At 62.5% G+C, this 25,872-nt stretch carries 23 protein-coding genes and 1 pseudogene; 5 read left to right on the top strand and 19 right to left on the bottom strand.

Annotation, left to right across the window (positions count from 1 at the left end; translation table 11 throughout):
• The coding region (locus EN990_RS35610; protein WP_206526359.1) for a hypothetical protein at positions 1-200 on the top strand (200 nt) is incomplete at its 5' end.
• Position 201: 1 nt separating this feature from the next.
• Here EN990_RS35610 and EN990_RS28190 read toward each other — a convergent pair.
• The 18 genes from EN990_RS28190 to tssA are packed head-to-tail and all read right to left on the bottom strand — an operon-like array spanning position 202 to position 20,189.
• On the bottom strand, positions 202-1,254 hold the full coding sequence (locus EN990_RS28190) for a hypothetical protein (protein WP_127388451.1): 1,053 nt from the start codon (positions 1,252-1,254) through the stop codon (positions 202-204).
• Positions 1,242-2,327: a DUF2169 domain-containing protein gene (locus EN990_RS28185; protein ID WP_063173920.1), complete on the bottom strand. Its 1,086-nt coding sequence runs from the start codon at positions 2,325-2,327 to the stop codon at positions 1,242-1,244. The genes EN990_RS28190 and EN990_RS28185 overlap by 13 nt, the downstream gene beginning before the upstream one ends.
• Positions 2,328-2,330: 3 nt before the next feature.
• Positions 2,331-2,810, bottom strand: coding sequence for a hypothetical protein (locus EN990_RS28180; RefSeq protein ID WP_127370108.1), 480 nt, complete (start codon positions 2,808-2,810; stop codon positions 2,331-2,333).
• 3 nt (positions 2,811-2,813) lie between these two features.
• On the bottom strand, positions 2,814-3,236 hold the full coding sequence (locus EN990_RS28175) for a hypothetical protein (protein ID WP_063173918.1): 423 nt from the start codon (positions 3,234-3,236) through the stop codon (positions 2,814-2,816).
• Between the two features lie 9 nt (positions 3,237-3,245).
• Positions 3,246-4,118 carry a DUF4150 domain-containing protein gene (locus EN990_RS28170; protein ID WP_063173917.1) on the bottom strand — a complete coding sequence of 291 codons (873 nt, stop codon included), beginning with the start codon at positions 4,116-4,118 and terminating at the stop codon, positions 3,246-3,248.
• On the bottom strand, positions 4,111-4,644 hold the full coding sequence (gene tagF, locus EN990_RS28165) for a type VI secretion system-associated protein TagF (RefSeq protein ID WP_063173916.1): 534 nt from the start codon (positions 4,642-4,644) through the stop codon (positions 4,111-4,113). Before tagF ends, EN990_RS28170 begins: the two co-directional genes overlap by 8 nt.
• Positions 4,641-8,180, bottom strand: coding sequence for a type VI secretion system membrane subunit TssM (gene tssM / locus EN990_RS28160; protein WP_127388450.1), 3,540 nt, complete (start codon positions 8,178-8,180; stop codon positions 4,641-4,643). Before tssM ends, tagF begins: the two co-directional genes overlap by 4 nt.
• 1 nt (position 8,181) lies before the next feature.
• The gene (icmH, locus tag EN990_RS28155) at positions 8,182-9,504 is read right to left on the bottom strand and encodes a type IVB secretion system protein IcmH/DotU (RefSeq protein ID WP_127371267.1); all 1,323 of its coding nucleotides are present in this window, start codon (positions 9,502-9,504) and stop codon (positions 8,182-8,184) included.
• A gap of 4 nt (positions 9,505-9,508) precedes the next feature.
• Positions 9,509-10,843, bottom strand: a complete 1,335-nt coding sequence (gene tssK, locus EN990_RS28150) for a type VI secretion system baseplate subunit TssK (RefSeq protein ID WP_013525301.1) — start codon at positions 10,841-10,843, stop codon at positions 9,509-9,511.
• Between the two features lie 40 nt (positions 10,844-10,883).
• On the bottom strand, positions 10,884-11,336 hold the full coding sequence (tssJ, locus tag EN990_RS28145) for a type VI secretion system lipoprotein TssJ (RefSeq protein WP_024504481.1): 453 nt from the start codon (positions 11,334-11,336) through the stop codon (positions 10,884-10,886).
• A gap of 3 nt (positions 11,337-11,339) precedes the next feature.
• Positions 11,340-12,812, bottom strand: a complete 1,473-nt coding sequence (gene tagH, locus EN990_RS28140) for a type VI secretion system-associated FHA domain protein TagH (protein WP_027163186.1) — start codon at positions 12,810-12,812, stop codon at positions 11,340-11,342.
• A complete protein-coding gene (gene tssG, locus EN990_RS28135) occupies positions 12,809-13,876 on the bottom strand; it encodes a type VI secretion system baseplate subunit TssG (RefSeq protein ID WP_127388449.1) in 1,068 nt (355 codons plus the stop codon). The genes tagH and tssG overlap by 4 nt, the downstream gene beginning before the upstream one ends.
• The gene (gene tssF, locus EN990_RS28130; RefSeq protein ID WP_024504478.1) at positions 13,840-15,714 is read right to left on the bottom strand and encodes a type VI secretion system baseplate subunit TssF; all 1,875 of its coding nucleotides are present in this window, start codon (positions 15,712-15,714) and stop codon (positions 13,840-13,842) included. Before tssF ends, tssG begins: the two co-directional genes overlap by 37 nt.
• A gap of 1 nt (position 15,715) precedes the next feature.
• Positions 15,716-16,471, bottom strand: a complete 756-nt coding sequence (tssE, locus tag EN990_RS28125; RefSeq protein WP_013525306.1) for a type VI secretion system baseplate subunit TssE — start codon at positions 16,469-16,471, stop codon at positions 15,716-15,718.
• Entirely contained in the window at positions 16,458-16,916 is a 459-nt protein-coding gene (locus EN990_RS28120) for an Hcp family type VI secretion system effector (RefSeq protein ID WP_013525307.1), read from the bottom strand. Before EN990_RS28120 ends, tssE begins: the two co-directional genes overlap by 14 nt.
• A gap of 46 nt (positions 16,917-16,962) precedes the next feature.
• Positions 16,963-18,468 carry a type VI secretion system contractile sheath large subunit gene (tssC, locus tag EN990_RS28115; protein ID WP_024504477.1) on the bottom strand — a complete coding sequence of 502 codons (1,506 nt, stop codon included), beginning with the start codon at positions 18,466-18,468 and terminating at the stop codon, positions 16,963-16,965.
• 2 nt (positions 18,469-18,470) lie between these two features.
• Positions 18,471-19,010, bottom strand: a complete 540-nt coding sequence (gene tssB / locus EN990_RS28110; RefSeq protein WP_013525309.1) for a type VI secretion system contractile sheath small subunit — start codon at positions 19,008-19,010, stop codon at positions 18,471-18,473.
• A 6-nt stretch (positions 19,011-19,016) separates the two neighbouring features.
• Entirely contained in the window at positions 19,017-20,189 is a 1,173-nt protein-coding gene (tssA, locus tag EN990_RS28105) for a type VI secretion system protein TssA (RefSeq protein ID WP_127370297.1), read from the bottom strand.
• 325 nt (positions 20,190-20,514) lie between these two features.
• On the opposite strand from tssA, the gene tssH reads away from it, so the two are divergent.
• From tssH to EN990_RS28085, 3 genes are all read left to right on the top strand, one after another.
• Positions 20,515-23,280: a type VI secretion system ATPase TssH gene (gene tssH / locus EN990_RS28100; RefSeq protein ID WP_127388448.1), complete on the top strand. Its 2,766-nt coding sequence runs from the start codon at positions 20,515-20,517 to the stop codon at positions 23,278-23,280.
• A 426-nt stretch (positions 23,281-23,706) separates the two neighbouring features.
• Entirely contained in the window at positions 23,707-23,958 is a 252-nt protein-coding gene (locus EN990_RS35840; RefSeq protein WP_164753874.1) for a hypothetical protein, read from the top strand.
• Entirely contained in the window at positions 23,955-24,521 is a 567-nt protein-coding gene (locus tag EN990_RS28085; RefSeq protein ID WP_245459456.1) for a DNA-packaging protein, read from the top strand. The genes EN990_RS35840 and EN990_RS28085 overlap by 4 nt, the downstream gene beginning before the upstream one ends.
• Here the strand turns inward: EN990_RS28085 and EN990_RS28080 are convergent.
• Positions 24,446-24,628 (bottom strand): annotated as a pseudogene (locus EN990_RS28080) (helix-turn-helix domain-containing protein); the annotation flags it as partial. The gene EN990_RS28085 and the pseudogene EN990_RS28080 sit on opposite strands and share 76 nt — an antisense overlap.
• A 459-nt stretch (positions 24,629-25,087) precedes the next feature.
• Here EN990_RS28080 and EN990_RS28075 point away from each other — a divergent pair.
• Entirely contained in the window at positions 25,088-25,288 is a 201-nt protein-coding gene (locus EN990_RS28075; protein WP_013525315.1) for a hypothetical protein, read from the top strand.
• The last annotated feature ends 584 nt before the right edge of the window (positions 25,289-25,872 follow it).

The following is a 25,872-nucleotide window of genomic DNA, read 5'->3' as shown; positions in this document are numbered from 1 at the left end:
TTGAATATCTGAACGACAGCCCGTTGCCTGTCGCCGATCGCGTTGCTGCTTGGTGGGACGAGGGACGGGGCGGGCGCGGCCGCACGCCTTTCCATTCGATGCGCCGGTTGCGGCTCGACGCGTTGCGCGCGGCCATCGCGGCAACCGATACGCCGCTGGCCGACTGGCGAAGGACGCGCCGGTTTCCGGCATGGCTGTAATCTATCGGCGGTTCGCCCGCGCCACGACGGCGGCGGCGCGCAATCCGTTCTCGGATGCGACTTCGCACATGGCAATCGATCCCGGCGCATAATTCTGGACAAGACTGTCGGCGGCCAGCATCAGCGCCAGCGCGCCGCTGGCCGCGCCGGTGTCGCCGACCGTCATCGCCGGATAGGCCGTCGCCATCAGGGTGCGGTGCGTGCGATAGAAGCGCGGTCGGGCAATCAGCATCTCCCAGCCATGATAGCGCTCGCCATTGCCGTTCGAGACGACGAAATCGATGTCGGGTTCCGATGGTCCCGATCCCGAAACGGCGTCGCGCAGCGCGCCGAGCATGGCGCGGCCCTGGCTGTAGCGCTCGGAAAGGATGCTGTCAGTCTCCTGGGCCATGCCGATGCCATGGATGGCGGCCACGACAGGCCCGCGGCCGGGTTCCCGGAGCAGCCGCACGAAGACCGCCGCCTCGCTAGGAATCACTCCTTGGGCGTTGTCCGCGCCCTGTAAACGCCCGGTCCGGCTGAGCCGGCCGAGGTCGGTGTGGTTGACGAGGCTGTCGACGCCACCGAGCAGCACCTGTGCGGCGCCTTGATCCTCCATCAGTGCAATCGCCCGTTCTATCAGTCCCACACTTGCCGCCGCGCCGCCGTCGACGACGCACGAGGCGCGGTGGAACCTCAGGCCTGTTGCGTCGACAACCGCGGCCAGGAAATCGCGCGCCGGGATATCAACGAAAGCCGGATGGTTGCGAAAGCTCTCTGGCGTCGTGATGAGCAGCGCGGTGGCCGCCGCGACCCCCGGTTCGCCCGTGCCGAGCGCTTCGTTGATAGCTCGGGCGGCCATGTTGACCAGCCATTCGCCTTCGTTGCGGCGCAGGTGCCAATGAGTGGGTATGCGCGCGACTACCTGTGGCACTCCGAACGGTTCGGCGAGCGTGATTTCCTCGAAGGCCGAAAGGCTTGCCCGAATGGCCGCGATCGTTTGCCGCGCATTCAGCCCGGCGGGCGTGACGGCGCCGCCACCGGCGACGTAGAGCGGCCACTTCATGGCTGCCACACGGCGCGGTCGACGGTGCCGTCACCGCCACGCGGGCTGAGATAGATCTTTCGCTTGCGCCGGGCCATGAGAAAGGCGGGCGTGACATGGCCGAAGACGATCTCCCGCAGCGCCGGCGTGTTCCGTTTTGTCATGTGTGAAAAGCGCGCTTTCAGTGTGACGCGCCACAGATCCGGCTCGACAATCACCGTGTCCGCGGCAAACGGACGTTCCTCGACCCGGTCGTCATAGATCAGCCGCACAGGCGCAACGATGCGCGGCAGGCGGAAGGCCCAGCGGCCGTTCGGTGTCATGCCGATGATCGTGACAGTCTCACCGCCATGGATTGCCGGCAGGTGCTGGTCCGCCGGGGCGCACAGATTGTAGCGCGGATCGAAATCCCCGGGAGGCAGGGGCCACTGCGTGTCGATCCAGGCTTGATCGTAGGTGCCGGCGAGCGGCAGTCTCGGGATCCAACCCCGCCCGAGCGGGCCGAAGCCGGCCGGTCTGGGTCGATCGGAGGGGCTGAGACAAGGTTCAGCGGGATAGGTGACATTCGGGGCTTGTGTGCGCACTGCCGGATCGGCGGAGGAGGCATGGTGATAGCCGACGCCGACCGGGTTGCGTCGGTCAAGCCGACCATCTGGCAGCGTCCCGCCATAGGCGCGCTCGTAAACGATCGGCATCGTTCGGAACAGGGCCGGCGCGCTGAAGCCGCCGGCGTCGTAGATGCGGTCTCCGACGACGTTGAGCACTTTTTGCAAGCCACTGACGCGGAAACCGACCTGCATCTCCGTCACCGGACGGCCGTTCGGCGCGTGCGCCGAACCGTTGACAAGGATTTCGGCGGCCGGCTTATGCGGCGCAATATCGGCTTCGTAGCGATTGGAGGAATTGGCTGGATCGCCGAACGGGATATCCCAGAGCGCGACCGGCATCTGGTCTTCGCAAACGTCCATCGCCGGTGCGCCGTCGAGCGCATCGAAGCTTGCCGAGAACATGACGACCAGGATTTCCTGGCCGTCGGCGTCGAGTTGCACATGTGTTGCGGTGGCGAACGGGGTGCGATTCTCTATCCCGACCGCGAACGCCATCGCTCAGCACCAGTTGCCGTGTTCGTCGAGGCCGATCGGCCAGTAGGGCATCGCGGTCAGCAGCGTCGCATAGTCGTCATGGCCGCCCTGGATCAGCCACTCGAGAAGGAACACTTCGGGAGGCACCGCGCTCGACACCGAACGCCGGTTTTCCTCGTCGCACGCAAGCCAGTACTTGCGCACGAGCCAGACCACTCTCGGGTGGCCGGCGGGGCCGGCAATCCCCTTGGCCTCGATCGTTCGGAGGATTGCCTCGCCCATCGGCAGGCCGGTCTCCATACGCTCCTGGACACTCGCGTTCCATGTCTCGGACGCGACAGCGAACACGTCCACGAAATCGAGCAGATAGGCGGCGAACAGGCCGCGATGTCCGGCCGCGCCGGTCCCCGGCGCCGCCTCTTCCGCGCGGCCTCGGACGTCACCGGGCGCACGCAGCAGCCGGTAGGTCCCGTTCTGGATGTTGTGATTGACGAGCAGTGCCATCGCTCAGGACTCCTCGAATTCCGGATCTTCCCCGATGGGAATGAAGTCGAACGTCCTCATGAAGTCCGCCAACTCGGGCTCGGTGTCGTCCAGCCACGAGAGGAGCAACGTTACGGGTGGGACCGGACCGTCCCCCTCGCTCTCTTCGGACAACTGCTTGGCCTCGGAGCCCCACATCTCACTCCCGTGCTCCGGCCCGCCGCCCGAAAGCGAGTCGTTCAGTCGCGTCGTTTCGAAGTAGTACTTCCGAAACAGGGCAATGACTCGAGGATGACTCGCTGGTCCCGCCGGCCAGCGGGCGTCGACAACCTCCCTGTTGACTTCCTGCGCATGAAGGTCACGCCACCATTCCAGCATTGGTGGCACGACGATCTTCAGCTCGTTTGTCCAACGATCATAAATGTCTTGATGCGTTATCGAGATCATTTCATATCTCTATATGCCCAGGCCGCCAATGTGCTTGTTCATCGCATCGTAAAGCTCGCGGCGATCCAGTGCCCGCATATCTTGGGACTGCTCCATGCTGTGAGCATGACAATGCGGCTGGCACGGAAGGTCGCGCATCCGCTGGGCGAAGCTGCCCGGATCGTGGCACGCTCCCATCTCCCACGCGGTCTTCTGCGGCGGCTGGTGATCGGCGATCATCGTGACCTTACCGTCAGTCTGCCTTTTGATTTTCTTGTCAATGTCCTTCAGCGCCTTGTCCTTGGCTGGGCCTGAAGCCCGACGAAGGATGTTGGCACGGTCCTTCTTGCACTGCCAGCAGGTCTGCCCTTGCACGGAAGCGCGCTGGGTCTCGGTCGTGGGGGTATAGTCCTCCGAGTACTTGTAGTCGCGCGGGCAGTCCTCCTTCATCGCGTCCTTGCCCAGCACCACCGAGAAGTCGACCATGGCGGACACGTCGACCGTGTTCGGCAGCGGGCTCGCGGTATTCTGCTCCATCGGATCGCCGTGGCGGCAGACACCCTTGCCCTCGACCTTGACCGTGAACGACCAGAGCTTGAACGAGCCCTTGCCCTTGATGCGATGGGTGACCACGCCGGCGCCTAGTCCTGGCGTGGCCGCTTCGTTGCCCGTGCTCAGCGCCACTTCGGAAGAGTTCTCCAGCGCCGTCGGTGTTCCCTGCACCTTGACGCTCTTGCTGCCTTTGATGAGATCGCTGGCCGAAAGCATGTTGACATATGGAACCGGCACCGGTCCCGCCGGCGGCGGCGGCGGGCTGAGGCAGACGTCGCCGGGCGCGACGCCCTTGCCGCCGCTTGCCTGGTGGAAGAAGCCCATCTTGTCGGCGTAGACCGTGTTACCCATGGCTCAGGACTCCGCCGTCTCCGGCCGTGCCGCGCATCGCTGGCAGGCCATTTTGAGCAAGGTCGTGGATGTCGGCGAAGCCGAACTCCCTGACCTCCCAGTCGTCGCTCCAGAATGCGATCTTGTCGGTCGCGGCGGCGCCGCCCGGACGTGGCAAAGTCTGAAGGCTTTGGGCCAGCCGGGTCTGCGCCCAGTAGTTGTCGACGCAGTTCTGAAGAAGCGAGGCCACTGCATCGTACCACGGGTCGCCCGGCTCCGGCGGCGGACCCAGCCGCACGATGGCGAACGGATAACGGCGGCCGACGCGATCCTCGCTCATGCGCCAAGCGCCGGAGCAGGGCTGTTCGCCGAAAATACCGCCCTTGACTATGAAGCGCCAGACACGCGAATCTAATTCCCCCTCGTCTGGCCTCTCGCGCAATTCCATCGACATCCAGCGGTCCCAGCGGTCGATGAAAGTCCGCGGCAGGTTCGCGGAGACGAAGTCTCCAGTTGCCGGAATCTTACCGAAGAAGCCGATGATCATATCTGCGGTGGACATGTGAACTTCTTGAACATTTCGAGGTTGTACGGATTTTCGACGCTGGCGGCCTTGAGCTCGAAATCGGCATACATGCCTTTCGTGCCCAGGCGCAGGCTGTAGACATCGGTCAGCGAAGTGCTGGCGAAGCGGCCACTGCGGAGCATCCTCAGCCACGCCCAGCTGCCGGTTTCGTTAAGCATTATTTCAGGCGATCCGTCGATCGGCTGGAAGGCGAGCGAGATGACGCCCGTGCCGTCCTTGCCGGGCCATGTCATGGGTTGCGGCCGCGTTGCGTTGTTGTAGTAGACGAGGCTCTGGCCATCGAGATTGAGCGTGACGCGCGTGACGTTGGGAGACAGGTCCTTCGGTTCAAGCGTGAAGCTCATCACCGGTCCGCTGCCGCCCGCAAACAGATCGTCGCGGATATGCCTGGCCTGCTCGAATGCCGCCAGGGCCGAAGCATCAAGGCCGAAATCGGCGCGCCACTTCCACGGCTGGCTGGTCATGTCGACATAGTTGATCAGGTGGTCGTTGATGAAACCGTCGATCAGCCCGGCCGGTCCGAACAGCCTTGCGAAATCCCGCACGTTGACGTCCACCGCGCTCTCGGCGCTGAACGGATAGCGGTCGTTCAGCGCCGCCTGGCAGAAAGGCAGGATATCGGCCCGCCAGATGGCGTTGAGCTCCGAAGTGACCGCCTTCTGAGTCAAATTGCTGGTGTCGCCGGCAATCCCGCCCAGCCAACTGCTGATAGGGTCGGGCAGGATCTGTGCCTGCCGGGCGACCGCTCCCGTCAGTTCGGCAAGGCCGCCCTGCTTCTTGATGGCATCCTGCGGATTGGGGTTCGCGGTGACCGTCTGCAGCACGTTGGAAAGTGCGGTCAGCGCGACGACCGCAGCATCCAGTGCCGGCGGCTGGCCATCGACCTCGGCAATGGTGCTCTTGAGTGGTTTGAAATGCTCGGCCACAAGATTGCCGGTCAGGTCCACCTCGCTGGCCGAACCCGCCCGTGGCAACAGTTTTGCCCCTGTTTTCACTATCTTGCCAAGCTTGCCCAGTTTGCCGAGCAGTTTCGAGCCGCCTTTGGCTGCCGCCTTGTCATCTCCGGCGGGCGCGTCATCCGAACGGGTGAGCTCCGTCTCCTGCACCACTGCCGTCAGCAGGCGCTTCAGCGCGGAATCGGCGCTCGAAAGATCCTTGAGGTTCTCACTGGCGACGATGAGATCGGTCAATGGCGCGAGCCTCATGTCGCGCAGGAAGCTGTCCCATTGCGCGATATAGTCGTCATAGTAGAGCTTCAGAATATCCTCGGACAGCGCCGAGACCGAGGTTTCGGAGTTCTCTGAGCAGCCGCCAGCGAAAACGGCACGATCGAGCGCGGCCTGTGCGGCGACATCGTCGATGCGATCGAGAATGACGTCGTGGAAGCCGGCATAGGTGAAGGCGCCGGAAATGCCGACGCGAAGCGTCTTGGCGGAACGCCGCGCAAACACCTTGCCGCCGTTTGGGCCGGCGAAATTCGCCGGGACCCACTCCTTGAGCCCGGCCACTGCCGGATCGGCCAGCAACTGTTTGTAGGCGCGCGCCGGCAACGAAATGGTGCACACCGTTTTCAGCGCTTCGGCAACCAGGGCCTGGTCGGGCGCGACATAGCTCTCGTCGACCGTCATCCGGCGGATGGCGGCAAGCTGATGCTCTTCGGCATCGGCGGTCGGAAATGGTGCCGCGGCCGCGAATTCGGGCAAGCTGTTCGCCCACCAGTCTTGGGCGTAATCGGGATCCATCTGAGACAGGCCCGTCATCATGCGATAGGTTTTCAGCGCTCCGAGCATGAAATCCGGGTCGCGGATTTGCCGCCACATCGTCGCTTCGAGCAAGGCGATCATGCGCGGCTCAAGAACATTGCGCAGGGCATGATCGTACGTGTCGGTCTGCGCCCGCACCATTTCCGCGGAGGCCGATGGTCCCAGCAGATCCTGTGCGGCGCCAGGCGGTGCTGTCCGGGCGGTTGCGACCGCGTCCATCGCACCGAGCGCGCCGTCCATGGCGGGCTGCTCCACCGATGCCGGCGTTGCAGCGACGGAGGTCAGCGGCGTCTGCAGCGCTTCGAACTGGCCTGCCTGGGCCGTTATCGCGTTGCGGTTGTCAAAATAGGACCAGGTGAACAACCCGCCGGCCAACAATGCCGCCGCCGCGCAAGCGGCTGCCGCACCCCGCCAGATCCAGGCGCGGCGCCGTTGCGCCAGCGGATCGAACGTGCCGAGGCCCGCTTCCTTGAAGATGACTTCGGTCAGCAGGTTCTTCAGGAAGAAGCTGCGTTTTTCGACCCTTGGTGCGGGCAGCGCCCGTCGCGGCGGCAGGCCGAAGGACGAAGACAGCGCCGCGGTCAGCCGGTCGATGGGCGCTCCTTCCTGCGTCGCTGATGTCAGATAGAGCCCGCGCAGCCAGGCGACCTCTTCATACCGGCTTTCGCCGAACATTGCCTCGACCAGCACCTGTATCGGTTCGGACAGGCTTGCCAGTTGGGCGGGAAAGCGGAAAATCTCGGCACGGGCGGCGAGTTTGTCCTCATCTTCCAGCCGCGGCACCAGCCTCCGCTCAAGTTCCGTCGCCAGCGCGGAAATTTCCCGTTCAATGGTCTTGGCATCGACACGCGCTTCCAGCGCGAAGGTGGTCCCCCATACCTGCTCGCGCGAAGCCGTGGACAAGCCGCCGAAGAAAGCCTCGAAGCCCTTGATCAGATCGGCCTTGGTCAGCATCAGATAGACCGGAAGGCGGATTTCGAGCCGGTCGTTGAGTTCGGCCAACCGGCGGCGGATCTTGCGGCCGTGCGCCTTGATGGCTTCATCGCCCTCCCAAAGCACGTCGATCGAAAGCGCGACGATTACGCCATTCAGCGCGCGGCGTCCGCGGTGCTTTTTCAACAGGTCGAGGAAGCCCAGCCATTCAACCGCGTCCACATCGGGCTGGCTCTCCTGCTGGACATAACGGCCGGCCGTGTCGATCAGAACCGCATGTTCTGAAAAGAACCAGTCGCAGTTGCGCGTGCCGCCGACCCCCTGCAGGTCGTCGGTGAGGTCGATCGGAAAATTCAGCCCGGACTGCCGCAAGGCCGTGGTCTTGCCGGTGGCCGGCGGCCCGACGATCACATACCATGGCATTTCGCGCAGAAACTTTCGTCCGCCCAGCTTGCGGCGCTTCAGTTCGGCCATCACCTCGGCGAACTTGGCACCGACGGCCGCGACATTCTCTTCGCCGGGTCTGAGCGGCTTTTCCACCACCGGCGCGGCAATCTCGGCGACGAACATACGGTTGGCGCGGATCGCCCGGCGCTGGGCGACGATCAGCCAGATCAGCCAGAAGATGACCAGCAGCGCAATGATGACGATGCGCACGTTATCAGAGGCGAACGGTTCATAGGGACCGACCCTGACGATCGGACCGAACACCCAGATGACCAGGGAAAGCAGCGTGAGGCCGATCAGCGTCCATAGCCAGCGTGATGTCAGGACAGCCCAAAGGAAGCGCAGGATGAACATCTCACAGCCTCTTTTCGACAAGCACCTCGACGCGGCGGTTCAAGGCCCGCCCCTCGCGCGTGCTGTCGGTGGCGACTGGATCGGTGGCCGCGCGGCCCTCGGAATGGACGCGATCCCGCGGCACTCCGTTCTGGACCAGCATGTCGGCAATCGTCTGGGCGCGAGCCTCCGACAGTCGCTGGTTGGTCGACAGCGGATTGGTCTTTTGCAGGGGAACGCTGTCGGTATGACCGACGACGGTGATGTTTCCGATCAGCTCCTGGTTGGCGAGGATCACCTTGGCGAGCGACCCGATCAGGGGCTCGAAGCCTTCGGTCAGTTGTGGCCGTGACGACTGGAACAGTTCGGGATTGGAGGCCTGGATCGTCAGCTTGGCCAGCGAAACGCTTTCGGTGCCGCTGAGGGCGGATTTGAGGTCGGCGGGCGCCCCGGCCTGAAATTCCGGCAACAGCGCAAAATCCACCTTCTCCGGCGGCGGGGCATCGACTTTGGGCGACGTGCGGGTGATGTCGCCGCGCGCGGGCGGCGGCAGCGCGCGAACAAGTGCGGAGAGCTCGACCGCCTGGCTGCTCAGTGCCATCGAGAGCCCGACATGGATTGTCATGGCTGCAACCGCCGCACCGAGCGCCATGACCCAGATCGGAACGATGAAGCGCTGCGGCTCGTCAGATGCGATCACGCCTTTCCAGTTTGGCGACAGTGGCGCGCCTTCGGCGTCGGCATCGCGTAGGAAGCGTGCCGCCGCCACGCGAACGGCATTGAGCGAGCGGTCGCCGGATCGGGCCGACACGCGATATTTGCCACGAAAGCCAAGCGCCATGCATTGATACTGCAGTTCCAGCAATTCGCGATCACGGTTGGGATGGCGCTCGAGTTCGTCGAGACGGGTGAAGAACTGCGTGCCGGCATCGACATCGCCGCGCAGCATGACCACAAGCGGCTGCCGCGGCCAGGCGCTGGCGCCGCCCCATGGCGTGTTCAGGGCCAGATCGTCGAGCAACGCCGCCACCACCCAGGCCGCCTGGTCGGCGCGCTCCATTGAGGATCCGACCGACATAGCCGTGTCGCGTGCCCGGACCAGTTCTTCGAGCAATCGGGTACGCAATGCTTCCGGATTGTCCGGCGGCAGCGCACTTTCAAGCTCGGGACCGAATTCGAGCAAGGGCGCAAATGCGTTGACGAGTGCGTTCGGATGGGTGCGGGAGCGCTTTACCGACGCGCTCGGCAAAGGTGGCGCCATCGGCCGCGGCATCGGCGCGCCGGTCAATCGAATGCGGGTGCGTTCGCGATCCTCCGACAGTCCGAACGGATCATCGCGGCTCATGATCTCACCTGTTCACCGAATAGCAGTCCACCTGCGGCTCGCTTGGCAACACGCCCGAAACGCCGATGACGAAGCCGGGAGCGTCGAGCAGCGACGCCCAGTGCTCACTTTTCTGGTCCAGTTCCAGACATAACCGATCGCCATCGTAAGGAATCTCGCGCGGCTGGGAATGAAGCGGTTTCAGCGGAATGCCGGGCAAGCGCGATTTCCACAGGCCCTCGAACTGGTCGGCCGAGCCGACGGTTGCCTGATTGACGAATATCTTGCGCAGCGCGTCTTCCGACAACTCCGAACCGACCCGGATGACGATCCGGCTGGCCACCAGCAGCTTCGGATTGTCGATACGGATCTTCCAGACATTGGTCGAATGCCGCATGACAGGCAGCGCACGCGATTTCGGCTCGATGTAACGCAGGCTGAGGATGAGCGAGCGCAGCGCATCCGCCAGCGCCGAATAGGCGGGGCCAGGCGCCATGTGATCGTAGGCGGGCAACTCGCCCAGCCGCCGCGCGCTCGATCCGTAGGTCGCCATCGAACCGGCGAGACCGGCAAGTTCCAGGTAAAGCTCGGCTGGATGGAACACATCCTGAGCCAGCATGTGGGCCAGCCGCGGACGTGCCGCATTGGCGAGATTGAGCATCAGCAAATCTTCGACGCTGCGCCCAGGTCCGCCCATGACCATCTTGCCATGCGCCTCGGCGATCTGGTCGAGGCCGGTGACAACTTCCAGCAGCAATTGCCGGTACCAGGCCACGGCGCCCGTAACCAAGGTCGGTGGCAGGAAGGTCTCGTCCAGGGAGACGCCGCCATCGGCTCGAATCCCCTTGAGGTCGGCTATCGGCAAGGCCGTGTAGCCACCGACCGACTTGCCGGGTGCGAGCAGCAGCGCCTGCGGCCGGGCAATTTCGATTTCTTCAGGGTCTGAACCGCCCTGGACGGCGTCACGCACCGAAACGATCCGCCCATGATATCGCGCACCCGAGGCGGCAGCGTGTGCCGGATCGAAGCCGACACCGCCCGGAGGCTCCAGCGGCAAGGCGATCAGCACCGGTCCGGCGCCCGTGTCAGGGGTGACCGGCAGCGGTCGCGGCGCGTCCATCATGTCCGGGATGGAAAAAGGTGTCCCATCCGGAAAGATGCCCCGCGCGGACAGGATCGAGATCTGGCCGGCTTCCAGCAACGCCTGGTCCAGCGTCAGCTGTTGGAAACCGAACGTATGCAATTGCCCGGCCTGCAACGCGCCGCGCACCGTCGCCTCGAAAAAGCGATCCTGCTGCTGGAAATGCTGGGTCCGCAGGAAAAGCCCTTCGGACCATAGCACCCTGTTTGCATTGCTCATGCCGCTACTCTCTGCATCGAGCTCCCCTTGCCCTTTGCCGCTAGGCGGAAATGCCGCCGCTGCCAAGCGTGACGTTGATCGTGAATTTCGATCCCGACGACACCGACTTAGTTGTCCGCCAGTTCCGGCCGCCGGGCTCGCGGATCAGAGCAACAAAGCCCAGCGCCGTCGCGTCCGGCTCGACCGTGATGGTTTTGGATGCGGATTTTCCCGGCCCGACGGAAATCTGGTCGGATCCGATGAGATCGCCCGCCAGCGCCGTGCCGGCATCCCCCTGCAGCGCGAAATAGTCGGCGGAATTGAATTTGCCGGTGCTTTTCAGCCGCATCACCAGGATCGTTACCGGCCGGTCGCCGCCGCCTGGTCCCGGGTTCATGCCAGCACCGCCGTTTACGTTGACGGTGATCACCGATGGTTTCGGCGGACCACTCTGGCAAGCCGCAAGCAACCCTGTCGCGCCCAAGGCAACAACAAATTCACGTCGATCAATCATCTCTCACTCCTCCTCATATGCATCTCGAAAATCAGCGCCGATTTCGCCAAGGAAGCTCTTTTCAGCACTCTCGGCGATTTCACGATGGCGCTTCTGGTAAAGTTCCCACAGCTTGGCGCCCCGCCCCCCAGAGAGAAGGGTTCCGATCGCGGAATTCGATTTCAGCTCTTCCTCGATCACTACCGGGTCAAAACGGTCGATCATCCGCCGCATGGCGGTCTGTATGCCTCGCCAGGCGCGTACGTGATGTTGCGCGAGATCGCGCACCGCATCGGTGATTGCCGCTTCACCGCCGAGAAATCCTGGGCTGCGCTCAGCGATAAGCGTTATGATGGCGTCGTCGACGGTCGGCAGGAACTTGAGCGGATTGACTTCGGAGGCCCCGACCATGGTCTGCGCGACGCGCGCGTTTCCCTTTTCCTCGGCCCGCTTGCGCAGAAGCTGCATCAGGCCTTCCATCATCATCCGGTATTCGCGACCGAACTTCTCCATTTCCGCGATGCTGTCGCGTCCGGGGAAATCGGCTTCCTCGACACCCATGCCATGCAGGAATGCGGCGCGAAGCGCCATCTCCTCCGGCCGCGCCGCACCCAGCGCCGGGGCGGCTTTGGGAGCAGCACCCACACGTGGTGAAGCAGGGGTAGCTGCGGGCTGCACCGGCAAATCCCAGGGATTGGCTGATTGGGATCGCTGGGCGATGCGCTCGCGCTGTTCGATCGAACTGGCGCCGTTCGCCGAACTGAGCGTGGCGGCTGGTCCGAAAGCAAAGTCATCATGGGTTCCGGACGGCTTGTCACGGGCGGCTTGGGCTGCGCGGTCGGGGGACGGTACCGCGTCGAGGCTGAACGGGTCCGCTTGGCTCGCCGCGCCGCCCGGTTCGCGATAAGGGGCGGGATTTTTCGACACCGGCGTCGAAACCGGATCGAGGCTGAACGGGTCATCGAAAGCGGCCGAGTGGCGCTGGTCGGAGTTGGCACGTTCGAATGCACCCGCAACCGGCTGCTCGAAAGGGTTCGGCAGATCGGCCGGACGTGGCCGTCGCGGCTCTTCTTCGACCTTGGCGGAAAAGAAGTCATCGCGACCGATGCTCACCGGGGCCCGGGATGCTGGCGGCGCGCGTTCCGAAACCGGCTGGCCGGCCGCTGGTGCTTGAGTGGCTGGCGTTTGCAGGTCGACATGGACGACGTAGTCGCCCAATCTCAGCCGCATGCCACTTTGAAGGCGCGTCGACTTGCCGGCACCGAGCGGGCTGTCGGAGTCGTTTATGAACAATCCGCTGCTCGACGTGTCGGTGACGAAATATCCATCTCGCCCGCCAGAGATCTTGCAATGTGCCCTTGAAACGAACATGTCGGGATCGTTGATCTGCCAACCCGCGTCCGCGCTGCGGCCGATCACCAGCTCACCCTCGTCAAGCCGGGCCTGCCGCACCGCCTGGGTGCGTGGCCCTTGCTCCAGTGTCAGCAGCAGGCTCATGCCGCGACCCCCGTCATTTCCGGCCGCCATCCGACGATTGTCCGCAGCCGCATGTCGTCAGCATCGCCCCTTTCGATGGGTCGCGCAAGCCAGGCGGTCCGCCCGAGCCGAACCGCTCCGATTTGGGGCGGCGGTACGGCTTCACGCGCAAGCACGATGCGCAGATCGACGTCGAGCGACTCCCCGACCATGTCGCGAACGGCCTGCTTGAACAGCTTGAGCCGCTCGCCGCCAGGCAGGAACGCCTTGAACTCCTCATACCCCAGCGGGCCGACACGCAGTTCGATCCTGCTTTGGCGGCTGAAAACGCGTGGGCCGATCGTCGCGCCCTTGCCGAGCCCTGCAAAGGCCTTTGCAAGACGGGTCTGGAGACCGGTTGGTACTGTTATCCAGGCGGAGATGAACTCCTTGATCTGTACCGGCGCCTTGAACGCTTCCGCCAGGAACAGCGTCAGCCGTTCCGGGCCGTCGACCTGATTGGCCAGCGAAGCCGCCTGGCGAAGCTTCACCGTATCGAGATTGGGGTCCTGCGTGCCGGGAAGTCCGATCCCGGCCATGGCTTCAAGCATGGCGCGACCGCGCCCGCCGACCGCGCGTTCGGCCTGCACGGCCGGGTGCGCATCCGCCCACGCCCGATAGTAGAGGGCGATCATACGGTGCTGCAGAATGTTGACGAAGTCGACGAACATCGTGTCGCTGGTCAGTTGTGCCTCGGCGCCGGCGAACCAGCGTTGCGAGAGCCGGTCGAGCACCCAGCGCGTCAGATGCAGCGGCATTGGACCCTCGGGTCCCAGCAGACCAAAATTTGCCACCGTGACCCGGGCCGGTGCCGCATCGCGGGCTTCGCGGAACACAACCAGGTCCCGTGCGGAAAAGGCTAGGCGCACATGCTGGCCGAGCCGTGCCGGCTCACGGTCGGGACGGCCGGAATGGCCGAACAGACCGTTCCGTTGTTCGAGGCGGCGCAGCAGTTCGAAAAAGTCGAACGTCTCGGACAGACCTTCGGCCCTGTTCGGGCCGGGCGTGTCTAGATCAGGTAGCGATTGCCGGGCGTCATCGGCCATGGCACATCCTCCTGCTTCTGCAGCAGCCGCGTGCGAGTTCGCACGAAGCCGTTTATCCCGGCGTGACGAGCAAACAACCGCGCCAGCAAGGCCGAAAGCAGCAAGGTACTTTGGCCGGCCAGGACCGATTGATCAACATGCAACGTGACTTCGGTACCGCGTCCAAAGCACATCGGTCCATCGATTTGCAGACGTTCGATGACCGGCTGCGAGTCGATACGCACGATCGAATGCACATTTCGGGCAAGGCTTGGATCGCCGCGATCGGCATAAAGGTCGAGTAGCGCATGCAGGGGATCGATGCCGCGGCCTTCTTTGGCAAGACTGAGAAAGTTGAGCGCGAGCTGCGCCACCAGCCGCCAGGCGAGATCATCGGCCCGCGATTCCCCGTCGGCCCCAGCAGGCAGTGCCGCAGGAATAGCTGGCTGCGGCGCACGCAAGGCGCCAAGAAGCCTCACGGTTTCGACCGGGTCGCCGGCCTCTAACGTCAACGTCGGATTGTCATCGAGGATCGGCAGATCACGATTGGTGCAAAGCGCCATCACGTCGAGCCGCTTCAGCGGCCGGGTCGCCGGCCTTACGAGCGGCCGGGACACGGCCAGGAAAACGTCATCCCCGGTATAGGACGTTCGCGTCAGGCCTTCGCGGCGCTCCTCCTCCATCGCGCGGCGAGGGCGCCTTTCGGTCGAATAGACCCAACCACTACCGCCGTTCTGACCCAGGCTGAAGAGCTCGGGGATTTCAGCGTCGTTACCTTCCGTGTCGGCGTCCTCGACGCGGATGACCCGGTAGATTTCGAAGTCACGCGCCCGCGTCCGGTCCGCATGCAACACCTGGCGCGTCTTGCGTTCATCGACTTCGACGACGTTGCACTCGCGTTCGAACAGATTGATGATCGGTGTCGCGAAAAGTTCGAAGTCCGCCGGCGTCAGATCGGCCAGCTCGGGAACCGTGCGTTTGAACAGGAAAATGATCTCGAGTCCGGCCGCGCATTGGCGCACGACAGGCTGCAATCCCAAAACCCGTGCATAGTGAAAACGCTCGGGCATCATGAAGTATTCGCGCAGCAACCGGTATCCTTCGAATGTCGGGCGGGTGCGCGGCATCAAGGCCTCGTCGTCGCTGATGCCGATCATCTCGGGTGCCGGCAACGGCGACAGCGGGTTGGTCTTGCCTTCCGGTCGCGCTGCTGTGGCCGCGCAGGCGCCGAAAATCGCATCGAACAGTAGCGGCGCCTTGGTGCGTCCGGCAAAATAGAGGTCAAGCCGGTCGAGAGCCAGTTCGTCGAGCTTGCCTTTTCCGGTCCTGGCCAGCGTGAGGCGGAGCGCCGACTCGCCGCTGACACCGCCGATCGGTCCTATGCCAGCCATCGCCATCGCACTGCGGTCCTGAAAAAAGCTGACCGAAGTGACCGCGATCGGCCATAGAGTCATTTCCTGGGCGGTTGAGAAAATGCAGCGCGTTGACAGGCCTGGCTGCAGGCTGGAAACCAGCCGTGTGTTGCGCTTGACGACGTGGCCGGCCAGCATGGTCTGGACCTGCTGGCCGGGTTTCAGCACCGCCATCGCCGTTGCCGGCGCCGGCGTGACCAGATCGGGATAGAGAACGTCGAGCACACTGCGGGAAAATCGCGAGCGCTCGGCATCGACCTTTAGCCGGGTGCGCGCGGCCAGGAAGGCTACGCCATCGAGCAGGCGCTCGACATATGGGTCCGGACACGGCACCGTATCGAGGGAAAGATTGCGCGCCACCGCCGGATGCATGTCTGCGAATTCCGATGCAAGAGCGCGGATATGGCTCAGTTCCTCCTCGTAATATTCGACGAAGACCCGATCCATCTCAGGCCTCCCCAATTTCGGTCCGCGCCAAACCGTTGTCGAGATTGATCGTGGTGCGCAGGCGCATGCGTTCGGGAGTCGGGGTCATGATCAGAACGGCGTCTATCTCGATCTTCAGGCCGACGGTGTTGTCGCCAAGCGTGACCGTTACCTTTGTTGCGCTTTCCTTCAGGCGGGGCTCGAAGGTCGCGAGCACCATGCGGATCTCACGTGCCAACACCTCGCGATCGAAGTCGCGCGACGAGCGGCCCGAGAAGGAGGGCACGCCGTAATTGACCACGCTGCGGCGGACCTCCGGGAAATCGGCAAGCGAAGGGGGATTGTCCGCAACCTGTTCATTTTCCAGGTCGGAAAGAAGCGGCGTCGCCTCGAAGCGCTCTGTGTTGAAGAGCGCCTCGATGTCACGCCGTACCGCTTCCCTGAGCACGCGCGCCGATACCACCACGCCACGGCTTTCGATTTCGACGCGGTGCTGGGTCTGAACGGCCAACCGATGCAGACGGCGTTTCTGATCCGGTGTCAGTACCACATCGGCGTCGATGGCACGCGTGCTGCCGGCAACGAGTGTGTCGAGACGGTCCGCGCCAAGCTCGTCGAGCAGGACATGGCGCAGCCCGTCTATTTCCGAGGTCAGGCCCGGCAGATCATTGACGAGACGATCCCAAAGCGACGGCTGGACGGCTTCGCTTTTCGCCCGCAAGCTGCCAGTGGTCTGCTGCATGCCCGCGCCGGGTCGCCGAACCTCACTTGCCGACATAGACATCCATTTCGGCTTCATCATTGCCGTCATAGACGAATTTGATCTTCTTGTAGGCGAAGCTGACCTCTTCCTGGATCAGGTCTTCCTCATCCTCGGCCTGCGACATGTCGTATTCCATGATCGAGGCGTCGGTGAGGGTAACGACCAGGTAATCCTTGGTCTCGCCATCGATGGTCCGGCGGGCCGAGAACACCACCTCATCAAGGGCCTTGTTTTCGAACAAAGCCTTTTTCAGATAGGGCGATGATTTGTCGTAGTGCTTGGTGAATTTGATCATGCCCATGGAGACGCGGCCACGGCGTGACAGCGAATTGGGATCATAAGGTGCGACCATCTTGTAGTCGACGCCATGGATTTCGATCTCGTCATCGTGGCCGTCGCGGGTGCTGGGGCCTTTGATATCGGGAACCTTCAGGAAGCCATCAATCTTCGTAGTCGGCATTGTGTTTCTCCACCGCTTTCAAAAAACCAGGTTGTCGTTGCTGCGATCAAGTCTTAACGGACGGTAGTTCCGAGACCAGTCGGAGCGACGCGTTGATGCCCTCCAGCTGGTAATGCGGGCGCAGATAGAAGCGGGCATTATAATAGCCCGGCCGCCCCTCCACGCTGTCCACCTGGACCTCGGCGGCGGCAAGCGGGCGCTTGGCGCGTGCCTTGTCGTCGGCAAAGGCCGGGTTGGCCAGCACGTATCGATTGATCCACTCGGTCAACCAGATCTGCATGTCGGCGCGCTCCTTGAACGAGCCGACCTTGTCGCGCGCGATCGCCTTGAGGTAGTGCGCAAAGCGCGAGACCGGGAACAGGTAGGGCAGGTTGGCGCTCAGCCGCTCGTTCGACTGTGCATCGGGGTCGACCAGCCGCCCCGCCCGCGTTTCGTCGTCCTGCAGCGAGTGTGCTCCGATGAAGGCCGCGAGATCGGTATTCTTCCGGTGCAGGATGGGCATCAGGCCAAGCTTGGCCAGTTCCGCCTCGCGCCGGTCGTCGATGGCGACTTCCGTGGGACATTTCATCGCGATCGAGCCATCATCGGTCGGGAAGCTATGCACCGGCAGGTTGAGCACCGTGCCACCATTCTCCACGCCGCGGATCTGCGTGCCCCAGCCGAAAAGCTTGTGACTGCGGTTGATGTTGACGCCCATCGGGAAGGCGGCGTTCATCCAGACATATTTGTTGTGATCGCCCTCCACCTCTTCCTCGAAGGTGAAACCCTTCACCGGAACGGTATCGGTGCCGTAGGGCAGCCGCGCCAGGACGCGGGGCATGGTCAGGCCGATGTAGCGAGCGTCCTCACTCTCGCGCAACGACTGCCACGAGGCATAGGCGGGGTTGGAGACGATCTGCTGCAGGTCTTGCGGGTTCGGCAGTTCCTGCCAGCTGTCCATGCGAAATAGGCGCGGCGAAGCGGCCGCGATAAACGGCGTATGCGCGGAAGCGCAGATGCCGGAGATGTTGCGCAGCAGGCCGACGTCACGTGGGTGATTGGAGAACTCGTAGGCGCCGATCACGCAGCCGATTGGTTCGCCGCCAAGCATCGAATACTCGTCTGTGTAGACTTTCTTGAAGATCGGGCTCTGGTCCCACATCTGACCTTCATAGTCTTCAAGCGTATCGGCCAGCTGCTCTTTGGAGATGTTCATCACCCGGATCTTCAGCTTCTGATCCGTCTCGGTGTTGTTGACGAGATACCACAGCCCTCGCCATGTGCCTTCCATCTCACGCACTTCCGGCGCGTGCAGGATTTCGTTGACCTGTGTCGTCAGCATCTTGTCAATGCCGGCGATCAGCGACTTGATCGATTTGATGGCATTGGAAGAGATGGTCGTGGTGTCGGAACGGGACTGCGCCGCGAGCGCGAGATTGCGCACGAGCTGTTGCAGCTTCTCGCTGTCGTCCTTCTTGACCTTGAAATCTTTTTCGAGGAGTCCGCTGAATTCATCGAGGTTTATGGCTTCGGCCTCCGCGGCGACTGAGGCGGTCTTTTGCTGTTCGGCCATGATCATTCCCCAACCTTGTCGTCGTCGGCCAGCGCCTGGCTGGCAATCTTGCCAAGAAGCGGTTCGTTGTTCAGAAGCTGCGCGATGCGCTTTTCAGCATCGACACGGCCATCCATGAAGCCGAGCAATTCCTCGAGTTGTCGACGCATCTTGAGGATCTCGGCCAGTTGCGGAACTTGCTCGGCAATCTTGTCGGGGGCGAAATCACCCATCTTGGAAAATGTAAGATCGAGCGCCAGTTCCTCGTCACGCTCCTGGCCCTCGGCCTGCGGCAGCGTGTTCTTCACCCGCGCTTTGACGCGGGGGCCGAGCGCCTCCATGAATTTTGGGAAGCGGTTCGCGTCGGTCTCGACAAAGGAGCGGTCCAGCACCGACTTTGACGCTTCCTTGGTTTGCGAAGCACCGGCAAGGTCGGCCATCACGCCCATGACAAACGGCAGTTCGATCGTCGTCGGGCTGCCGTAGGTTTCCACATCGTAGGCGATCTGCACCCGCGGCGCGCGATTTCGTTCGATGACCTTGGCTTTGCTTTCGGCTGGCATGTGTTGTTACCTTTCATCCTTCTGAGCCGTCTTCTTGGCATCGGGAACGCCGGCCAGCAGCCTGAACTCCTTCAGCCCCGAAGGGGCGAGATCTTCCATCAGTTCAACGAAATCCATGTGCACCATCCGACGGACCCGCCGAGCCAGGTGCGGAATTGGGCTCGACGGTTCGGTACGGTCATAGAAGGCGACGACCAGGTCGAGGCATTTCACCACGTCGTCGCGCGAGGAGATCCGGTCGGGGAGTCCCGTGCTCGAGTCCGCATAGCTTGCCATACTTGCCATAGCATCGGCTCCATGACCGTTTCGAGCAGGCGTTGCCAGTTCCGTCGGCACCGCCTGCGTGGCTGCGCCATTCGTCACCGCGCCGGCCGCTGAATTCCGTTCAAGTGTCGTCAGCAAACGCTGCAGGAACCGTTTTAAGTCCGGAACGGGAGTGCCGCTGCTCTCGAGACGAGCGTTGAGCGCAGTCTCGAGCGCATCCAGTGCCGTGATCGTCGCCCGGGCGTCGGCGATGAGCTGGACCATCTCCGCATTGGCCTGATCGATCTGTGCCGCACATGCGGCACGCACCCGATTCAAGAGTTGTCCGTGCGCACTGACCAGCTGCGCTTTTTCCGCCGCATTCAGCCCCGAGGCGGCTTCCTGGAGCATGACGCGATCGTCGAGCGCACCCTTCTCCAGGTCCTTGCCCTGAACCGGGCCGATTGCGCGCGGCGCGAAGAACGTCATTTGCCGCAGATTCGCCAACAACCCGTCCTGACCATTCTGCAGGTCGATCAGCGCGTTGATACGGCGCAAGGCGGCATCGCGCGGCGAAGCGTTGGGCCGCATAGCCGGATGCATGGTGTCCCAATGCTGATCGAAGGTCTGCGCGATCAGCGTCAGACCTTGCGCCAATCCGGCCAGCCCGTCTTCATTGGCCAGCGCGCGCGTGACGATGACAAGCAGGCGCAAGTCCCTGCCATGCGCGCGCAATTCCTCCGCCTTTGCGAGCACAGCGGGCCAGTCGACTGGAATCGTGCTTTGCGAGCCGGCCTTATTGTTGCCGTCGTGGACGACCTTGAGTTGGGCTTCGGTCAGGCGCTCCAACTCATGGAAAGCCGGGTCGTTGCGCAAATCTTCCCCGGACGGATTCTCACCGTCTAGCGAAGAAAGCCAGAGTGCGAGATCAATCACACCAACCCCCAGCGAAGGCCCTCAAACCTTATGTGACCCTACGTTATCACACCGGTGCACTTTACCACAATTCAACGAGTGCTCCAAAATTAACAGAAGCTGAACACCGCCGAGTACCGAACTCCGTGGCGCAATTGTCAATCCGTATGAGAAATGCATCGCGCAGGGCGCGCAATTCCGCTGTTGTTTGCAGCCGGTGGTGCAAGACTTCCACAATACGAGGAAGCTGGCTGAACCAGGCATTGAGGCCTCGTCCACAACGCACTTTGTCAAGTGGCGGCATCTGTGGCAGTTTATCGGCTGGCAGATTGCAGGAGCACGTTCGATGGAACAGCGCCGGTCGTCGCAGAGCTTCAAGCGTAAGGAACTGGTCGGCAAGCTTGATCCTGTCGGGGTGCGCGCCTTCAAGGCCGCGGCCGATAGCGCCAAGCTGCGCGGCAATCCTTACGTCGAACTCGTTCACTTCATCGAGCAGCTGGTGCTTTCCGACCGCTCCGATGTGCAAATGATAATCGCCGATGCGGGACTGGATGCCAGCCGGCTCACGGCAGATATGACCCGTGCCGTCGACAAGTTGCCCTATGGCGCAACCTCGATCGAGGAATTCTCCGATCATATCTTCCATGCAATCCAGGAAGCCTGGAACCTCGCGACGCTGGAGTTCGGCGTCGAGGAAGTCCGCAGCGCCCATATTCTGCTTTCCTGCCTGAAAACCCCGGTTCTGGAAGGCCTGCTGTCGAAGATCAGCGGCGAGTTCGACAAGATCGACGCCGATACGGTTGTCGCGCGGTTCGCCGATGTCGTGGAAGGTTCGCTCGAAGGCGGCGCAGCCATCGCGGTTCCCGCGGCTGAAACGCCGAAGCGGACCATGGGCGGAGATTCGGCCTTGGCGAAATTCGCCACCGATCTGACCCAACGCGCCCGCGAGGGCAAGATCGATCCGGTCGTCGGCCGCGATCCGGAGATCCGGCAGATAGTCGACATCCTGATGCGGCGTCGGCAAAACAACCCGATCCTGACCGGCGAGGCCGGGGTCGGCAAGACGGCGGTCGTTGAGGGCTTTGCCTTGCGTATCGCTCAGGGCGATGTGCCGCCCACGCTGCAAGGCGTCAGCGTGCGCATGCTCGATGTCGGATTGATGCAGGCGGGCGCCAGCGTGAAGGGCGAATTCGAAAAACGGCTGAAGGCTGTGATCGACGAGGTTCAATCGTCCGAAACGCCGGTCATCCTGTTCATCGACGAGGCCCACACCTTGATTGGCGCCGGCGGTGCTGCCGGAACCGGTGATGCCGCCAATCTCTTGAAGCCGGCGCTGGCACGGGGCGAACTTCGCACCATCGCCGCAACGACCTGGGCCGAATATAAGCAGCACATCGAGAAAGACCCGGCGCTGACCCGCCGTTTCCAGGTGGTCAAGATCGACGAGCCGTCGGAGGCGGTGGCCGTTCTGATGTTGCGCGGTGTGGCAGGGGTTCTGGAGCAACACCACAAGGTGCAGATACTCGACGAGGCGATCGAGGCAGCAGTCGGCCTGTCGCATCGCTACATCCCGGCACGGCAACTGCCTGACAAGGCGGTGAGCCTCCTCGACACCGCCTGCGCCCGTGTCGCCATATCGCAGCATGCTACGCCAGCCGAGGTCGAGGACATCATGCGCCGCCGCCAGGCTCTGGAGGTCGAGCGCGGCATCATCGGGCGCGAGGCCGCGATCGGCATCGAGGTGGCTGAACGGCAGGCGCGCGTCGACACCGGGCTTGCCGAAAGCGAGATCGCCCTGGCTGCGGCGCAGCAGCGTTGGGATCGTGAAAAGGTGCTCGTCGCCGAGATACTCGAACTGCGCGCCAGGCTGCGCGGCGAGGGTGTGGCGCTCGATGCGGCCACCGGTGGGGCCGATGCCGAACCGGCAGCGGCGAACGCAGAAACGACCAAGGTAGCGGAGTCGTCAGAGACTGAGCCGCCCAAGGCCGCCCAGACGGACGCGGAGACACAGGCCGCTGCCGATCCTGCCGCCGATCTCGCCCGATTGCGCGCACTGATGGCCGAATTGGCAGCGGCACAAGGCGAGACACCGCTGATTCTGCCCTCGGTTGACCGCAATGCAGTGGCCGCCGTGGTCCAGGACTGGACCGGGATCCCGACCGGACGGATGCTGTCCAGCCAGACCGAAAAGGCGCTCAAGCTCGCCGCCACGCTTTCGGAACGGGTCGTCGGCCAGGATCACGCCATGGAGATGATCGCCAAACGCGTGCAGACCAGCCGCGCCGGGCTTGGCGCGCCTGAAAAGCCGGTCGGGGTCTTCCTGCTTTGCGGCCCCTCGGGCGTCGGCAAGACCGAAACGGCATTGGCGCTGGCCGAAACGCTTTACGGTGGCGAGCAGAACCTGATCTCCATCAACATGTCCGAGTTCCAGGAGGCGCACACCGTCTCGACACTGAAGGGCGCACCGCCCGGCTATGTCGGCTACGGCAAGGGCGGCATCCTGACCGAAGCGGTGCGCAGAAAACCCTATTCGGTGATCCTGCTCGACGAGGTCGAGAAGGCGCATCCCGACGTCCACGAAATCTTCTTCCAGGTCTTCGACAAGGGAATGATGGACGACAGCGAGGGCCGCCGGATCGATTTCAAGAACACCCTGATCCTGCTCACCTCGAATGTCGGCTCCGAAGTCATCATGGACCGCACAAGGAATGGCACGCTGCGGACCGGGCTCGACGATCTGGATACCGCCTTGCGCAGCCCATTGCTGAAGGTCTTCCCGGCTGCCTTCCTTGGCCGGGTGGTGACCATTCCTTACTATCCGCTCTCTGATTCGATGATCGAGGCGATCACTGGCCACCAGTTCGCCAAGATCGCTCGCCGGTTGCGGGCAACCAACGATGCGGAACTGGTGATCGGCGACGGTGTCATGGATCTGGTCAAGGCCCGCTGCACCGAGATCGAATCCGGCGGGCGGATGATCGATGCCATCCTGACCAACACGCTGCTGCCGGAACTGAGCCGCGGCGTGCTTAACCGGTCGCTCGAGGGCGAAAAGATGACCAAAGTCACCGTCGGCGCCTCCAAGGAAGGTTTCACTTATTCCTTCGAGTAGGTTCTGATCGTGTAGAACCTCGTCGCCCTCGGCTGCCGGCCCGCTATTCGCGATCCCCCGTGGCGCCGCAATTCGAGAGGTGGCGGTCTTGCCCGTGCGCGAGAACGACGTGCGCAGCCGGTAGCGGATCGTCCCCGACAGCACCGGCCCGCCGGTAGCATCGATGATCGTCCATCTATTGAAGGTTACCGACTGTCCCGCGCATTTCCAGCTGCGGGGACGCCTGGGCTTGAAAGAAGCTCACTGGCTTATCCGATGTCGCCCAGACGCAAATTCCGCAGGCAATCCCGAAGGAGATCAACAGGGCGGGCGAGATGGGTAAGCGGTGCAGGGATTGGCTGGGCCTCTTTGTTGCAGACCCGCCCAAAACCTCCTGCAACCCGATCGGTTCGACATAAAATATTTACGTGTTGGCATGGTTTACGAATGGTTTCGCGGGCCATCCACCTCATGGCCGCTTTGGCTTTGGCCGGACCGGTTAAGGTTGAGCCGGATGATTTGACCGGCTGCGAAACTCCTCGCAAATTCCTCGTTGTCGAAAAGCTGTTGGGTGGTCACGCCATCCTCGATGATCTGCACCGCCCATTGGCCGTCTATGTGTTCTACCCGAACACCGTCCTTCTGATCGTCGCCCACGCCCGCACTCCCACACAACGATGTGGGAAAAAAACCATGTGATCGGCAATCCAGCAAGTCACAAAACCGTACGAATCCGGCCGCTGGTTAACTTTGTAAAAGCGTCGAAATTTTCGCAAATGCCCGCACCCGCAGGAAACCAATTTTGGAAGGCCCGTAGCTCACACGGCCGCAGCCCGATCATCATCGATCCAGAGAAGCTGTGGACGGCATGTTGCGAGTACTTCGAATGGGTCGACGCGCACCCGCTCTATGAGGCCAAGCCCTTTGCGTATCAGGGCGAGGTGAAGATAGAGAACGTGGCGAAGATGCGCGCCATGACGATTTCACCAGCCAGGTCGAGGAAATCATCCGCACCCAGAAGTTCGAATCGGAACTCACCGGCAAAGACGGCGAACCGTTGCCGCTGGTCCCCGTGGTCAATGTCACAGTCCGCAGTTCTTGACCTGGAGCTGCATCCCAAGCAGGGGATAGCATTCAACACCGAAGCGACCGAAACGCTGTATGGTGGCGCGGCCGGCGGCGGCGGCTCCTCATCATGGCGCCGATTGCTCGGTCGGCCGCGCTCCTTCGACTCCAGCCCGCCGGCGCCGTCCTGGTCATAGGCTTGCAACAGCCGGTGAACCTGACTGCGGCTGAGATGAAGAAGCTCCGCCGCCTGGACGCTCAGCCGCCGGTCGCGGATCTTCTGGATGGCTTCAAGACGATGCAGCTCTTTTTTGCGACAAGGTGATCAAAGGCATGCCGGCTCCGCAATACGCCCGGTCTCACGCCAGGCAGTGTGAAGTCGTCAGCCTTCCTTTCCAGCTTCGAGTTGGCCAGAGCATGAGCTGTGAAAGTCGGGGACTGTCGCATCTCTAAATTGCTCAAGTGTCGCATCTCTATATAACTGCTACATCCAGAAGTCGCATAACATACATTATGGAACATAAAATTATGATTTGAAATCAATGTGTTGGCAAAATTTATCGGCTGTTAGCCACCCGCTCCATCATGCTTTCGCCGCACAAGAAAAGCAAAATGCGTTTCATCGTTGGGCCACCTGGGCCCCTTTTGTTGCGAATAGCTGCTTTGTGCCGCGAGGACCTTGGGAAGCTATTTCCTTTCGAAAAAACAGATTTTTCCTTTCGGGTAGAGGTTGGGATATGATTGCGCGACAGGAGTGCGATCTATGCAGAGTTTCACCGTCGAGCTGATACGCGACGGCAAAGCTGTGGAACGTGCCGAGGTTCAGGCCGAAAATGTTGTTGAAGCTGCGAAGACGTGGGGACCAGTAACCATCCCGTACGCCGAAGAGCCTGACATCGGCGAATGGATCAGGGTAACGCACCCTTGCGGCAGCACGACAAGTTGGTTCGAGCCGGATCGTTAAGCGCGGCCAATTTAGAGCTCACTGGCCAGGATGCGTCAGGGCTGTGGGTAAGAGCCGTGACGAACGTCACGGCGTCGGGATCATAGCAGAAGATGGACGGATGACCCGGTGCGAACCAGCGATGACAGCATGTAGTAGGCTAATCCATCTTCCTGATGTCGATCTCGCCCCTCCCCTCTCCCAGGCTGTCCGTCTCGCTTTCCCTACCCGTCTTCCGCCCGAGCAGGACGACCCTGCTGTTCGGCGCAGCAGGACTGGCCGGCACAGGCCCAACGGTACTACGCGCAGCGCCCAAGCGCAGCCTTTCGAAACTTGGTGGCACAGACCAGAAGCTTTTATGCAGATTGGAAGTCCAAATTTAAACAGTTCATCCTACGTTGGCCGATGGGCTTTTTGTCAAGGAAACGCAATTGAGCCGGTCGGGCAGAACGGATTTTGACTTTGATGGTGCAAGAAAGGCGGTTTTTTCGACCGCCAACTTGCCGGCGGCAATTGCGTTGGCCGTGCTTGTGATCTGCGCGGTCCTTGCGGACTTGCAGAACACGAAAGTGTCCGATCAACTCGCGCGCGCCGAAGTCCAGGCC

This window comes from Mesorhizobium sp. M7A.F.Ca.US.005.03.1.1, from assembly GCF_003997975.1.
Lineage (GTDB): Bacteria > Pseudomonadota > Alphaproteobacteria > Rhizobiales > Rhizobiaceae > Mesorhizobium > Mesorhizobium ciceri.
The sequence above is the reverse complement of the archived record's forward strand: the minus strand, read 5'-3'. Positions and strand labels throughout refer to the sequence as shown.